General features: G+C 70.6%; 14 protein-coding genes. 2 read left to right on the forward strand and 12 right to left on the reverse strand.

Features of this window, described 5'->3' with window-relative positions:
• The first annotated feature begins 29 nt into the window (after positions 1-29).
• Positions 30-695 carry a thioredoxin-like domain-containing protein gene (locus J2Z30_RS34280; RefSeq protein WP_044572389.1) on the forward strand — a complete coding sequence of 222 codons (666 nt, stop codon included), beginning with the start codon at positions 30-32 and terminating at the stop codon, positions 693-695.
• Positions 692-1,402: a DUF305 domain-containing protein gene (locus J2Z30_RS34285; RefSeq protein WP_044572391.1), complete on the forward strand. Its 711-nt coding sequence runs from the start codon at positions 692-694 to the stop codon at positions 1,400-1,402. Before J2Z30_RS34280 ends, J2Z30_RS34285 begins: the two co-directional genes overlap by 4 nt.
• A gap of 58 nt (positions 1,403-1,460) precedes the next feature.
• Here J2Z30_RS34285 and J2Z30_RS34290 read toward each other — a convergent pair whose 3' ends face one another.
• The 12 genes from J2Z30_RS34290 to J2Z30_RS34345 form a co-directional block, all read right to left on the reverse strand.
• On the reverse strand, positions 1,461-2,072 hold the full coding sequence (locus J2Z30_RS34290; protein WP_044572393.1) for a TetR-like C-terminal domain-containing protein: 612 nt from the start codon (positions 2,070-2,072) through the stop codon (positions 1,461-1,463).
• 252 nt (positions 2,073-2,324) lie between these two features.
• Positions 2,325-3,455, reverse strand: a complete 1,131-nt coding sequence (locus tag J2Z30_RS34295; RefSeq protein ID WP_044572395.1) for a methyltransferase domain-containing protein — start codon at positions 3,453-3,455, stop codon at positions 2,325-2,327.
• A gap of 8 nt (positions 3,456-3,463) precedes the next feature.
• Positions 3,464-4,354 carry a radical SAM/SPASM domain-containing protein gene (locus J2Z30_RS34300; protein ID WP_044572397.1) on the reverse strand — a complete coding sequence of 297 codons (891 nt, stop codon included), beginning with the start codon at positions 4,352-4,354 and terminating at the stop codon, positions 3,464-3,466.
• A 53-nt stretch (positions 4,355-4,407) separates the two neighbouring features.
• Positions 4,408-4,827 (reverse strand): ATP-binding protein, encoded by a 420-nt coding sequence (locus J2Z30_RS34305; protein ID WP_044572399.1) that lies wholly within the window; start codon positions 4,825-4,827, stop codon positions 4,408-4,410.
• A 104-nt stretch (positions 4,828-4,931) separates the two neighbouring features.
• Positions 4,932-6,146, reverse strand: coding sequence for a helix-turn-helix domain-containing protein (locus J2Z30_RS34310; protein ID WP_044572401.1), 1,215 nt, complete (start codon positions 6,144-6,146; stop codon positions 4,932-4,934).
• 110 nt (positions 6,147-6,256) lie between these two features.
• The gene (locus J2Z30_RS34315) at positions 6,257-6,820 is read right to left on the reverse strand and encodes a GNAT family N-acetyltransferase (RefSeq protein ID WP_044572403.1); all 564 of its coding nucleotides are present in this window, start codon (positions 6,818-6,820) and stop codon (positions 6,257-6,259) included.
• A gap of 94 nt (positions 6,821-6,914) precedes the next feature.
• Positions 6,915-8,213, reverse strand: coding sequence for a cytochrome P450 (locus J2Z30_RS34320; protein ID WP_107073323.1), 1,299 nt, complete (start codon positions 8,211-8,213; stop codon positions 6,915-6,917).
• Positions 8,210-8,854, reverse strand: coding sequence for a GTP-binding protein (locus J2Z30_RS34325; RefSeq protein WP_185057991.1), 645 nt, complete (start codon positions 8,852-8,854; stop codon positions 8,210-8,212). Before J2Z30_RS34325 ends, J2Z30_RS34320 begins: the two co-directional genes overlap by 4 nt.
• Positions 8,835-9,194, reverse strand: a complete 360-nt coding sequence (locus J2Z30_RS34330) for a DUF742 domain-containing protein (RefSeq protein ID WP_020869869.1) — start codon at positions 9,192-9,194, stop codon at positions 8,835-8,837. Before J2Z30_RS34330 ends, J2Z30_RS34325 begins: the two co-directional genes overlap by 20 nt.
• Positions 9,191-9,619, reverse strand: coding sequence for a roadblock/LC7 domain-containing protein (locus tag J2Z30_RS34335; RefSeq protein WP_020869870.1), 429 nt, complete (start codon positions 9,617-9,619; stop codon positions 9,191-9,193). Before J2Z30_RS34335 ends, J2Z30_RS34330 begins: the two co-directional genes overlap by 4 nt.
• Positions 9,620-9,633: 14 nt before the next feature.
• Positions 9,634-11,241 (reverse strand): sensor histidine kinase, encoded by a 1,608-nt coding sequence (locus J2Z30_RS34340; protein WP_063790933.1) that lies wholly within the window; start codon positions 11,239-11,241, stop codon positions 9,634-9,636.
• Positions 11,242-11,562: 321 nt separating this feature from the next.
• A complete protein-coding gene (locus J2Z30_RS34345; RefSeq protein ID WP_078957347.1) occupies positions 11,563-14,310 on the reverse strand; it encodes a SpoIIE family protein phosphatase in 2,748 nt (915 codons plus the stop codon).
• Between the last annotated feature and the right edge of the window lie 12 nt (positions 14,311-14,322).

Genomic DNA, 14,322 nt, shown 5'->3' on the forward strand with positions numbered 1-14,322 from the left:
CTGCGCGAACTGCGAGGTTGAGGACAGCCATGGGCTCCAAGGGATCGAAGGCGAAGGGCGCGGCCGACCGCCGCGCGAAGATAGAGGAGTTGCGCCGCGCCGAGAAGGCGCGCGAGCGCCGGTACCGGATCATCACCATCACCTCGGTCACGGTGATCGTCGCCGGACTGGCCGTCGGGGGCTACTTCCTCGTGGACGCGAGCGACAAGAAGGAGAAGAAGGAGGCCAAGGTCACCTCCTCGGTGGTGAAGACCGGCGAGTTCAAGGGCATGAAGACCTGGAAGAACCTGGGCCGGACGCATGTCCAGGGCTCGGTGAAGTACGCGATGTCGCCGCCGGTCGGCGGAAACCACGACCAGCTCTGGCAGAACTGCAACGGCGATGTCTACACCAAGCCGCTGGCCAAGGAGAACGCGGTGCACTCGCTGGAGCACGGCGCGGTGTGGGTGACGTACACCGACAAGGCGTCGAAGGAGGACATCGCCACCCTCTCGGCGCGGGTCAAGAAGACCCCGTACTCGTTGATGAGCCCCTACCAGGACCAGGACTCGCCGATCGTCCTCAACGCCTGGGGCAATCAGCTCGACATCGACAAGGCGTCCGACCCGCGGGTGGCCGACTTCTTCAAGAAGTTCGTCCAGGGCAAGCAGACGCCCGAGCCCGGCGCCTACTGCACCAAGGGGAAGACTTCGTGAGCGACGGGACCGCCGTCGGCCGCGCCTCCCGCCAGCCACTGGTGGCGGGGATCGCCGCCGCCCTCGCCCTGCTGACGCTGGTAGCGGTGGCGGTGCTGTGGCTGACGAGCGACCGCTCGGAGGGCTCGACCGACACGGGAACGCCGAAGGACACCTCCGCCGAGGCCGGTTTCGCCCGCGACATGTCCGTCCACCATCAGCAGGCGGTGGAGATGTCGTTCATCGTGCGCGACCGCACCGGCGACGACGAGGTGCGGTCGCTGGCGTTCGACATCGCCACCACCCAGGCCACCCAGGCCGGGATGTTGCAGGGCTGGCTGGACATGTGGGGGCTGGACAAGACGTCCGAGGACCCGCCGATGACGTGGATGAAGCACGCCTCGTCGGACGGCATGGAGGGCATGGACCACGGCTCGATGAAGGGCATGGGCTCCACATACAAGCCGCACGACGGCTCGCTCATGCCGGGCATGGCCACCAACAGCCAGCTCGACGAGTTGCGCAAGGCCAAGGGCAAGGCGGCCGAGGTGCTCTACCTGAAGCTGATGACCGCCCATCACAAGGGCGGCGTCGAGATGGCGAAGGGCGCGGTCGAGCTGGTCAAGGACTCGACCGAGAAGCATCTGGCCCGGACGATGGTCCAGGGCCAGCAGTCGGAGATCCAGCTGATGGCCGACATGCTCAAGGCACGCGGCGCGTCCTCCTGACGTCCGCCGATGGCGCCCCTCGCCCCACGGGGTCCGCTCCAGGGGCCGCGGGGCGCCATCACCCCTTGCGCGCGAACACCCCGGACCGGGCCGCCAGATACGTGGCCTCGACGGTGGTGTGCACCAGCCGATCGTCGATGGACCCGCGCAGGATGAGCACCCGGTAGTAGAGCGGCGCCCCCAACGAGGCGATGACCTCCCACGCGTCGGTCTCCTCGGGGACGTCCCCCCGCTCCACCGCGTTCCGCACGATCAGGGTCACCTCCTCGGTCCGCCGCACGAACGCGTTACGGACGATCTCCTCGACCCGGGTGTCATGCGCGGCGGCCGCCAGCAGCCCCTGCATGACATTGCGGTTGCGCAGGGCGTTGTTGAAGTCCGCGATGGCCTGGGTGAGTTCCCTCAGATCCCGGTGGAAGTCACCGGTGTCCGGGGTGGGCAGCGTCGAACTGCGCTCGGCCAGCAGATCGACGACCACCCCCTCCACCGTGCGCCAGCGCCGCCGGATGGTCGACACATGCACCCCCGACCGCCGCGCGAGCCGATCGAGGGTGAGCTCGGCGAACGAGTCGCGGTCGAGCTCCTCGTACGCGGCCGCCAACACGGCGGCCCGAGTCCGGGCCGTACGCCCCCCGGGGCGAGCCGACCCATGCGGTGGTCGCTCTGTCATGACGCGCCGACTTTACGGCCCCTCCACCCTCGTGAGCACCAGATCTTCACGACATCCGGGCGCCGAACGCCCGGTAACCCATTGCACGGCGTACACGCCCCTCGCTAGTGTGACACCCGTTACTTAATGCGCGCGACAGCGCATTAAGCCAACATGGCGCAGAGTCTGCCGGACCTTCCTCACGAGGGGAAGGAAGGTCCAGCACGCTTCTCTTCTTTCTTCTGGTCTTCAGGGCGGGGCGGTCGGGTGAGGTCAGCCGTAGGAGGCCGACCACTTGCCCCGCGTGAAGTGACACACCCCGTCAGGCGTGATGTGGACGCGGCTGCCGTAGATCGGCAGACTGCCCTCGGCGTTCAGCCGGTGCCGGATGCGTTCGAGCACCGTCCACAGGCGCCGCGGGCCGCCTTGGTGAACGGTGGGCGGGTCGATCCACGTCGCCGAAGCGCGCGCCCATGAGCCGTCGGCATGCACAAGCCATGCCGTGCGCTGCTCGCCGCGCTCCTCGTAGTGGGTCTCGACGCCGGGCGCGGCGAGTTCGAGCATGGCGCGCACGTCCCACGCCTCCGCGACATTGAGCACCGGATAGCGGCCCTCGATCGTCTGCTCGCCTTCGCGGTCCCGTACGGCCGCGAACAGCTCTTCCGTCCTCGGCGGGTAGTCGGCCCCGGTGCGGGTGCTCATGAACCCGGCCCGGTCCCACTCGACGACCCCGCGCGCGCCGCCGTCCGCGTCCTTGTCGGCCGTGACGATCACGTTCATATGGGCAAGCGTGGTGACCAGACGCCCGCCGGGGCGCAGCGCGGCCGTCACGCCGACGAGGTTGTGCAGCGCCACCATGGACACGATGCGGTCGAAGTCCCCCGGGAGCGGCCCCGTGACATCACAGGTGACCACCTGGGGGGACATGCCCAGGGAGGCAAGCCGATCGGTCGCCGTCTCGGTCAGGTACGGGTCCACGTCCATGGCCGTGACGTGCTTGTCCCCGAGGCGCCGCGCCGCGAAGGCGGTACTGGTCCCAGTACCCGTGCCGATGAGGCCGAGGTCGGCGCCGTCGTACAACAGCCCGTGGCGCAGCATGCGCACCACCAGGCCAGGCATGGTGCTCGACGATGTGGGCACGCCGCGCGGCCGGTCGTCGGGGCCTGCCCGGTCGGCGTGCAGCGGGCCGACGCGGGTCACCAGGGACCTGTCGGAGTAGGCCGCGCGCAGCCACGCCGGCTCGTCCGCCGGTCCGTCACGCAACGCCCAAGTGCCGTCGCCCGCCGGTTCCCACCATCGGGGCACGAAGACGTGCCGGGGGGTGGCGGCCACCGCTTGCCGCCACCGCGAGACGGGCGGGGTCACCTCGGCCGCGAGACGTTCGGCGTGGGGCTTCCAGTCCATGAGCCGCCTCATTCGTCGTACTTCGGGTCGCATGCTTCCTGCTCGGCGGGCGAGCAGTCGCCGCCGTCCGACGCGGGCTTGCAGTCAGGGTCACACGGACCTCCCCCGGCGCGGGTCGGAATCGCGCTCAGCGCCTCGGCCCATGCCTCGCCGCCCAGGATCGCGGCCAAGCCCCGTTCCCGGACGTTGCCGGCGGTCAGCCACCGCGCCATCACACACGGGGTCACCTCGCCCGAGGGCAGGACGGCCACCTGTCCGTGCCCGCACCGCCCGCACAGCTCCGACGTGTCCGCCCCCACCTCGGGCAGCGAGGCCCGGCCGAGTCGCCGCATACGGTCCGTGCGGATCGCCGTCACGCCGAGCGCTTCCAGCTCCCGGCATGCCTCGCTCACGCGCTGCCCCGACAGGACGGACACGATGCCGACACGCAGCGGGATACCGCGCCGTACGGCCTCGGCGATGTTCGCCCGGGTGCGTTCGTAGCTGCCTGGCCGGGTCGTGATGGCGTCGTGTTCCTCCGCACGGTCGCTGTAGTAGCTGGTGGCCAGCTTCATGCCCTCGCGGGCGAGCAGGCGCCACCAACCGGGCTTGATGTGGAACAAGTTGCTGTAGACCTCGACTTGAAGACCGAGGCTCAGCGCGTGGTCGACCAATTCCGCCCATGCCGGATGCGTGGTCGGCTCACCACCGATGAGCTGCACCTCGCGCGCACCCAGCGCCGCCGCGTCGCTGATCACCCGCCGCCAATCGTCGGCCGTCATCGCGCCGCGCGTACCCGTCGGCCCCGACTCGGCAAAACACTGCGTGCATTGGAGCTGACAAGCTCCGGTGATCTCCAGCTCGACGGCCTTGGGCGCGGTCGTCGGGGAAGCCTCGGGGCTCTCAACCACGGTGCTCACTGCTGCTCCCTCGGTGTCGTTGTGCGGCCTACCCGGCCCCGGTCCCACAAGCCTCAACCGTCGATCTCACATCGCAGCTCGCCCCACACCCGCTTCCCCCAGGGCAGCCGATCGGCCCCCCATCGCCAGGCGCACTCCTCCACCACGGCCAGGCCCCGTCCCCGCTCCTCATTGGCCCCGGCGATGCGTGGCACGGGGAGTGTGCGGCACTTGTCCACCACGGCGAAGCGGACTACATCGGGCGCGGGACGGGTGACGGTGACGCGGATGACGCGGCAGTCGGTGTGGTCCACCGCGTTGGCCACCAGCTCCGAGACGATGAGGGTGGCGGCGTCGGCGCAGTGCTCTATGCCCCAGACCGCCAGCGCCGTGCGGACGAGACGACGAGCCGTGGCGGCGCTTTGGGCCGTACACGGCAGGGTCTCCGTGTAGCCGGGGTGCCCGGAGGGGCGAGCGGTGGTGGTCACAATCATGGTGGACCTCGCGGTTCGTGAGCGTGAGCGCACGCTATGACCGCCGAGAGCGACCGCACAGTGACCCTACGTACCACTCTGATGCGCGGGTGGGACGTCGCGTCCTACCCGTCCAGATTGAGCCGGTCGGCCAGTTCGGTCACGGGCGAGGTGCGGCGGCGCTCGCGGCCACGTAGTTCGGCCACCACCCGCCGAGCCGTTCCGTGGTAGCGCATCCACTCCGGCGCATCGCCCTCCGCGGCCAGCAGGGCCCGGACGGCGCTGTCATCCTTGCCGAGATCGACGCAGGCCAGGGCGCGGTCGACATGGAACCGGGCGCGCCATGTCGGCGGAAGCCGGTGGAGTTCGGGGATGGTCCGGGCCGCGGTCAGCGCCTTCGCGCTGCGCTCCATCTCCACCAGGAAGTTGACCTTGGCGACACCGACATTGGTCGGGCCGAACGGTGTGGCGTAGTCGAGGCGGTCCTCCCCGATGCGGGAGGCGGCGGCCGTCGCCATGTTGAGCAGTTCGTCCACGGTGTCGTGCTTGCCGCGTCGCACGGCCGCGGTCGCCGCACGCAGCAGCAGGATTCCCCACAGGGACAGGTCGATGGGCCGGGACCGGAATCCGGGCTCGATCCACTCGGCGGCGGCCAGGGCGACGCGCTCGGCGTCCTCCAGCCGCCCCTGCTTGGTCAGGATCCACGACAACGTGGAGACGCCCATGGTCTCGAGGTGCGGATCGTCCGACCGCCGGGCGGCCTCCATGGAGCGCTCCAGCGCCGTGAACCCGGCATCCTCCTTGCCCAGTGCGGCCAGCGTGGTGGCCGCCACCTGATACCCCTCGGCGAGCACCGCATGGGCCGCGGCGGCGTCAGCGCCGCTGTGGGCGTGTGCCGCCGTCCTGGCGTCCCGGATGAGTTGGGGCAGCAGGACACCGATGTCGGCCATCCGACCCTCGCGGCGGATGCGTTCGGTGGACCGTAACGCGGCGCGCAGCGCGCCGACGGTGGGCGGGGCCTCGGGGTCGGCGTCCTCGCCGAGGAGTTCGGTCAGCGGGGAGACGGCCTGCCGCAGCGCGAGCACGGACGGCGAGTCGCCCTCCTGGCGAGCCTCGAAGGTGGTCGGCTGACCGATCAGCACGGACGGTTCCACGTCGAGGGCGCGGGCGAGGGCGTTGATCGTCGAGAGCCGCGCCGTCTGCCGCTGCCCCTGTTCCAGCTTGCGCACCACGTCCACGGACAGCTCCGCCCGTTCGGCGAGCCGCTCCTGGGTGAGCTTGCGCCGAAGCCGAAACCGAGCGATCCGGTCCCCGAGCCCCTGCTCGTCCTCACAGCCCATGGCACTGGTCCCCCACTCACCATCAGGTATCAGGCGGATGTGGCTTCCACGCTACGCCCTGGCGCACACCGCAGGTGAAGAACGTTGCCCTCGGGTGGCCCGGAGCGCGGCTACCGGCGGTTGTCCTCTCCGCGCTCCCATTCCTCGCGGAGCACTCCGTAGACGATGGAGTCCCGCCATGCCCCACGTACGTGGACGTGGCCGCGGATTCGGCCCTCTGCTGCCATACCTGCCGCGAGGAGCGTCTTCTCCGAGGCGACATTGAGAGGCGCCCGAGCGGCCCATACCCGGTGGAGGTCCAGGTCAGCGAAGGCGAGGGTGAGGAGCAGGCGGACGGTTTCTCTGCCGTAGCCCACGCCCCAGGTGTCGGAGCGCCGCGCGAATCCGATGGTGGCGGCGCGTTGTTGGTGCGGGTCGTGGGCGAGGCGGGCGAATCCGATCAGTTGGGAGTCGGCCCGTTCGACGACGGCGAGTGCGTATTCCTGGCGTGGGGTCGACGTAGCCGAGGTCACCGATCGCTCGACAATGCCGCTGACCTCGTCGCGTGAGCGTGGCGTGAAGCTCAGGTGCTCGGTGGCCTTCGGGCTACCGTAGATAGCCAGGACCGCGTCCACGTCATCGACGGTTAGTTCGCGAAGTGAGAGGCGAGTTTCGTCGCGGATGACCGGAAACATGGCGGGACTCTACTCTCGGGGGCGCCACGCTCGTTGCCCCGGAAAGACATGCCCCCCGGCGGTGCGCCGCGCACCTCCGGGGGACGGTGGACAGTCAGTGCAGATGGGCCGGGGTGAATTCGGCGGGGAGGGCGGCCACGCCGCGCATCATCAGGGTGACGTGCCATTCGAGCTCGTCCGCGGGGACGGAGAGGGTGACGTCCGGGAGGCGGTCGAGGAGGACCTCGATGGCGGCGGTGGCGATGACCTCGGCGATCTCGCGGGCGGCCGGGGGGCAGCCGTGTTTGCCGTGGCTGAAGGCCATATGGGCCTGGTTGCCGCCGGCGCCGGAGTGGAAGTCCGGGCGGACGTCGGGGTCGGCGTTGGCCGCGGCGAGGCCCAGCATCAGGCAGTCGCCCTTCCTGATGCGGCGGCCGCCGAGCATGGTGTCCTCGGCGGCCCAGCGGCCGATCCAGAACGGGACCGGGGTGTCCTCCCACAGCACCTCGTTGAGCGCCTGGCCGACGCTGCGGCGGCCGCCGGAGAGGGTGATGGCGAACCGTTCGTCCGTCAGCATCAGCCGGAGGGCGTTGCCGATCAGGTCGCTGGTGGGCTGCTGGACGGCGTAGATGGAGCCGAGCAGGTCGTTGATGATCTCGTCGTCGGTGAGCCCGGCGGGGTGGGACACCAGATGGGCGGCGACGTTGACCTGGTCGGGGTTCTCCCGGACGCGCTTGATCAGCGCCTCCATCCGGGTCTGCATCTTCTGCAGCGCGATGGGGGCGTCGTTCCCGGTGAGGTGGAGCGAATCGTCCTGGATGGCGGCGGCTTCGGTGTCGTCCAGGCCGTAGAGCCGGGTCACCACCCGCAGCGGGATCTGGCTGGCGTACTCGGCCACCAGATCGGCCCGGCCGCTGCCCGCGAAGGTGTCGATCAGCTGGTCGGCGACGCGCTCGCACTGTGCGCGCAGCTCGAACTGGTCCACCGACGCGAGACCGTCGCAGATGGCCTCGGACCGCCGCTGGTGGTCTGCGCCCTCGCTGAAGAGCATGGTCGGGCGGTAGCCGACGAAGGTCGTCAACTCCCAGTCCGGCGGCACGAGATGCCAGGAGTGCCAGCGGCGGGAGTCACGGGCGAAGCGGTTGGGGTCGGTGGTGACCCGGACCACCTCGCGGTAGCCGAGCACCGTCCAGACGGGGATCTTGCCGTCCAGCAGGACGGGCACGACCGGGCCGTGGTCCCGGAGCAGCTCGCGGTAGAGCTCCATCGGTTCGTCCCGGAACCGCCCGTAGTCCAGCGGCACCGACCCGGGGGGCACCACCCCGTCGGGCGGCGCGGGGGCCGACGGGAAGACGGGCTCGGGCGGGGCCCCGGGCAGGGCATCCAGTGGGGACGTGGGGTCAGGGGTGGTCACGCGGTGGTCTCCCCGGCGGAGCCGTTGGTGGACAGGGAGTAGAGGTAGCGGGCGAGCGCGACCAGTACGGCCTTGCTGGAGTCGCGCTTGCGGGCGTCGCATTCGATCATCGGTACCTCGGGCGGGAGGTCGAGGGCTTCCCGCACCTCCTCCAGCGTGTGCTGCGGTTCGGTGAAGTTGTTACGGGCCACGATGAACGGGGTGCCGTGGTGCTCCAGCCGGTCCAGCGCGTACCAGGAGTCGGAGAGCCGGTTGGTGTCCACCAGGACGACCGCGCCCAGGGTCCCGGAGAAGAGCCGGTCCCACAGGAACCAGAACCGCTCCTGGCCCGGGGCGCCGAACAGATAGAGCACCATCTGCTCGTCCAGGCTGATCCGGCCGAAGTCGAAGGCCACCGTGGTGGTGGTCTTATGGCGCACGAACGAGGCGTCGTCGATGCCGATGCCCGCCTGCGTCATCGTCTCCTCGGTGCTGAGCGGGCGGATCTCGCTGACGGACTGCACCATCGTCGTCTTGCCGACGCCGAACCCGCCGACGATCACGATCTTCAGACCGTTGCTCGCGCTCTCCCGCAGCGGGGCGTGCCCGGCGCCGCCGGGGAGCGCGGTGCTCACGGTGGTCTCAGAGATTCTGGAGTGCAACGAGCACCTTCTTCAGGGTTTCGGGCCCGGGAAGCCGGCCGCCGGGGCGGGCCGCATGCGGATGGCGCGCGGTGATGCGGCCGGTGTCCAGCAGATCGCACAGCAGGATCTTGACCACGCTGACGGGCAGTTCCAGATACGAGGAGATCTCCACGACCGACAGGGGGCGGCGGCACATCCGCAGGATCTTGACGTGCTCGGACTGCATCCCGGGGGTGGGGTCGCTTTCGCTGACGATCAGCGTGACCATGTCGAACCGGCTCTCGTCGGCCCGGCTGCGGCCGCCGGTGACGGTGTACAGCCGGTCCGGGCCCTCCTTGTCCAGCGGACCTCGGATCATGCCTTCGCCCCGCCGCCGCTGCCGCCCGCTTCCACCCGCGGAGCGGCCCGCAGATGGTCGCCGATCTGCTCGACCAGCTCGTTCATGTTGTGGCCGATGATGCCGACATCGGCATCGTCATGGGCCACCACGGCGAGGTGGGCGCCTTCTCCGGCCTCGACAATGAACAGAATTCCCCCGTGGAACTCCGTCATCGACTGCCGTACGCCGCCGCTTCCGTCGCCGAACTCGATGGACGCGCCATGGGCGAGGCTCTGGATGCCGGACGCGATGGCCGCCAGCTGATCGGCCTGGTCCACGGACAACCCGGAGGAGAGGCACAGTTTGAGACCGTCCCGTGACAGCACCAGGGCGTGGCGCGAGCCCGGGGTCTTCTCCAGCAGGTTCTCCAACAGCCAGTCCAAGCTGCGGTCGGTGGTGTTCATCGGCGTTCCTTCTGTCACGGCTTGTCGTTCTCGGCAGGCTCGGCGGACTCGGCGGACTCGGTGTGATCTGCGGATACCGAAGGCTCGGTGTCACACGGGTCACCTGCGGCGGAAGCACCGCGGGCCGCTTGGCGGAAGGCACCGAAGCGGGCTCCGGCTTCCTCGGGTCGTGGACGGCTGGTCTTGGGCTTGGGTTCCGTCTCGGCCGTCTGGGCGGCCGCGCGGGTGGCGGCGGCCAGCGTCTCGCCACGGCGCCGCTTGGGCAGTCCGTTGACCCGCGAGGGCTGCTCGGAGGGCTCCGGCGCGGGGGACGGGGCGGACGGGGCGGTCTCCGGCGACGTGGACGGCGCGGCGACCGGAGCGGGCGCGGCCGGAGCGGGCGCGGCCGTGACGGTGGACGCGCTCGTGACGGCGGGCGCGGCGGGCGCGGTGGGCGCGGCGGGCGCGGCGGGCGTCTGCCGGGGGACCCCGGTGCGGACGGTGCCCGGCGTGTCGAGGACGACGGCGTCCTGGTTGATGTGCGTGACCAGCTGCTGCGGGATCAGGACGACGACACCGGTGCCGCCGCGCGCGGACGGCCGGAAGGAGACCGTGAGCCCGTGCTTGCGGGCCAGACAGCCGACGACCGCGAGGCCCAGCCGGGTGCCGGACAGCGTCATCAGGTCCAGGCTCTCGGAGGAGACGGACTTCTGGGCGCGGTCCAGGGCGGCCGGGCCCATCACCAGGCCACCGTCCTCGACGGTCACCACGACGCCCGCGTGCGTCTCCTCGACGTACACATGCACCTCCTCGGTGGGAGGCGAGAAGCTGGCGGCGTTGTCCATCAGTTCGGCGAGGGCGTGCATGACGCCCTCGGCCGCGTAACCGGCCACCGCGGCGTTGCTGGTCGAGTGGACCCGTACCCGCTGGAAGGCGCTGATCCGCCCGATCGCGCCGCGCAGCACGGACTCCATGACGATCGGCTTGGTCCAGCGGCGCCCGGAGCGGGCACCGGTCAGCACCGCGATGCTGTCCGCGATCCGGCCCGCCTGGGCGGTGGTGTGGTCGAGCTTCAGCAGATCGCCGAGGACGGTCTCGTCGTGACGGTTCTCCATCTCCCGGAGGTCGGCCAGCATGCTGGTGGCCAGCGCCTGGACACGGCCCGCGGCGTTGGCGCACGCGGCCATCGCGGAGGCGCGCATCCGCTCACCGTCGCCGATCTCGCGCAGCAGGGTCCGCAGCAGATACTGATGGGCCCGGCTGGTGGGGCGCTCCATGCGGGTGACCACGGTTTCCACCGAGCCGCCCTCGCGCAGTTGCCGTACCGCGGACGGAATCGTTTCCTCGGCGAGCCGGGTGGCCTCGATCTCCCGCGCGGCGGCCGCGGTCTCCAGCGAGGTGACCCGCTCCTGGAGACGGCCGATGGTCCGCGAGCGGTTGGCGGCGACGGCGAGCGCCACCCCCAGCAGCACGGCGGCGGCTCCGCAGAAGACGGCGACGAAGACGCGCTGGGCGGATGGCACCGCGGTGGTCACCCACAGTCCCGCTCCGGCGGCGACGACGGCTGCCAGCAGAGGGACGGTCAGGGCCCCGCGCGTCACCGAGGGCCCTTTGTACGGATGGCTGGATATGTGTGCTGACATCTATCAGGTCCTCATGGGCGCGTTGAGGTTTTTGGCTGGACCACGCGGACATCAAGCCGTGGGCGCCACATGTTAGTAGAGTCACGTCAGTTTGACCGGGCCCTCTCAGCACATGGATCATGACGGCCCGTCAAATCGGGGCGCTGAGAAGCGTCATGTTCCGGACGCATATGACGCTGCCATTGACGCCGCCGTTGAGGCCGCCATCGTCGGCCCGCCCGGCGACGCAACGGAATCGCCGACTCGCCCCGAATGAACGCAACGGAATGGCAGGCTCGTCCCAGATGGGCGCAACGATCGTCCGCTCGGCCCGGATGGACGCTACGGAGTCGCCAGTTCGGCCCAGATGACCTTGCCGTCGGCGGTGTAGCGGGTGCCCCAGCGCTCCGCGAACTGCGCGACCAGGAAGAGCCCCCGGCCGCCCTCGTCCATCGTCGCCGCGTACCGCAGATGCGGAGAGGTGCTGCTGGTGTCGGAGACCTCGCAGATCAGCGCGCGGTCGCGGAGGACCTGCACCCGGATCGGGCCGGTGGCGTGCCGGATGGCGTTGGTGATCAGCTCGCTGAGCACCAGCTCGGCGGTGAACGCGGCCTCGTCCAGCCCCCACTCCGCCAGCTTCCGCATGACCTCGGCCCGCACTCCGGACACCGCGGCGGGGTCGGACGGCACCTCCCAGGCGGCCACCCGGTCGGCGCCCACGACCCGGGTGCGGGCGGCGATCAGGGCGATGTCATCGCTCGGGTTGCTGGGCAGCAGCGCGTCCAGCACCTCGGTGCAGATCTGGTCGGGGGTCCGGCCGGGGTGGGACAGGGCGCGGCGCAGCATCTCCAGACCGGTGTCGATCTCCCGGCGGCGGTCCTCGATGAGGCCGTCCGTATAGAGGACGAGATGGCTGCCCTGGGCCAGCTCGGCCTCGGCGGTCTCGAACGGCAGCCCGCCCAGGCCCAGCGGCGGCCCCGCGGGCAGGTCCAGGAACTCCACCGAACCGTCCGGACGCACCAGCGCGGGCGGCGGATGACCGGCCCGCGCCATCGTGCAACGCCGCGTCACCGGATCGTAGATCGCGTACAGACACGTGGCTCCCGTGATCCCCTCACCGCCACCGCCACCGTCACCGTTCGGCCCGCCCGGACCCTCGTCCTGGTCGATCCGGGCGATCAGATCGTCGAGATGGGAAAGGATCTCATCGGGCGGGAGATCGAGCGTGGAGAAGTTGTGCACCGCCGTCCGCAACCGCCCCATCGTCGCCGCCGCGTGCAAGCCATGGCCCACCACATCCCCCACCACCAGCGCCACCCGCGCCCCCGGCAGCGGAATGACATCGAACCAGTCGCCCCCGACCCCCGACTCCGCCGGCAGATAGCGGAAGGCCACGTCCAGGGCGCTCTGGGTGGGCAGGGCGCGGGGCAGCAGGCTGTGCTGGAGGGTCACCGCCATGGTGTGCTCGCGGGTGTAGCGGCGGGCGTTGTCGATGCAGACCGCGGCGTGCGAGGCGAGCTCCTCGGCGAGGGACACCTCTTCCTGCTCGAAGGGCTCGCGGTGCTTCATCCGCCAGAAGTTGACCACGCCCAGGAGCACGCCCCGGGCCCGCAGCGGCACGGTGACCAGCGACCGGACGCCGTACTCGATGACCTTGGCGGTCTGCTCGGGGTCCTGGGCCTGCCAGCCGGTGGCCTCGGAGAGATCGGCCTCCACGACCGGCTCGCCCCCGCTCAGCCCGAACGCCTGCGGCGAGGACGGGACGAACGCGAACACCCGGCCGACCGGATAGAAGGGGTGGTTGGGCCGGATGCCGTGGACCGCCGACCGGCACATCTCGACACCGCCGACGGCCAGTGGCTCATCGCCGCGCGCCACGGGCTCCGCCAGGTCGACCGTGACGAAGTCGGCGAAGCGGTCCACCGCCACCTGCGCCAGCTCCTCGGCGGTACGGCTCACATCGAGCGTGGTGCCGATTTCCACACTCGCGTCGTACAGCAGCTTGAGCCGCTTCTGGGCCACTTCGGCGCGGCCGGAGAGGGCGCGCAGCTCGGTGGAGTCGCGCAGGGTGGCGACGCTGCCGGGCGGTCCCCCGGCGCGGTCGGTCAGCCGGTTGTTGATGGCCAGCAGCCGGTCGCCGGCCACCAGCACCTCGTCGGTGACATCGCGCCCGGAGGCCAGGACGTCGGCGACATGGGGCTCCAGGCCCAGGTCGTCGACCAGCCGCCCCTCCGGCCGCGGCGGCAGATCCAGCAGCCGGGACGCCTCGTCGTTGGCCAGCACCAGCCGCCCGTCGTCGCCAAGGATCAGCACGCCCTCGCGCACCGAGTGCAGCACCGCGTCGTGGTGCTCGTACATCCGCGTCATCTCGATCGGGTCCAGGCCACGGGTCTGCCGCCGCAGTCGTCTGCTCACCAGCGCGGTGCCGCCGGTGGCGAGGACGAGTGACGCGGAGACGGCGCCGACGAGGAGCGGCAGCTGGCGGTTGGCGAGCCCGCTCACCTTCTTGATGGTGATCCCCGCGCCGACCGCGCCGACGACCTTGTGGTTGCTGTCGAAGATGGGCGCCACCGCGTCCATCGCCTCGCCCAGTGTGCCGGGGCCCGTATCGACGGTGGTGTGCCCGCGCAGCGCCGGCTCGATGTTGCCGACGTAGTGCTTGCCGATCCGGTTGAGCTTGGGATGGGTGAGCCGGATGCCCTTGTCGGTCGTCACCACGACGAAGTCGAGTCCGGACTTCTTCCTGACGGCCTCGGCCTTCGGCTGGAGCACCTTGGTGGGGTTGGGGCTGTGCAGGGCCTGGACGATACCCGGGGAGTTGGCGAAGGACTCGGCGACCGCGACGGACCGGCCGCGGGCCTCGTCGGTGGCGTCGTGACGCACCTGGAGCACCAGGGCGACGGTGGCCGCCGCGCCGAGCAGCAGCACGATCACGAGCTGGAGGATGAAGACCTGACCGGCGACGCTGCGAACGTTCAGCCAGGATCGAAAGCGCCGACCCGCCACCTCCGGGCGCTCCCGCCGCCGACTCCGTGGGCGCCGACCGGGGAACATGCGGGCAGCCCACGATCGACCCATAAACCGGGCCATACACATACATCT

The organism is Streptomyces iranensis (assembly GCF_017874715.1).
In the GTDB taxonomy this organism is placed as follows: Bacteria; Actinomycetota; Actinomycetes; order Streptomycetales; family Streptomycetaceae; genus Streptomyces; species Streptomyces iranensis.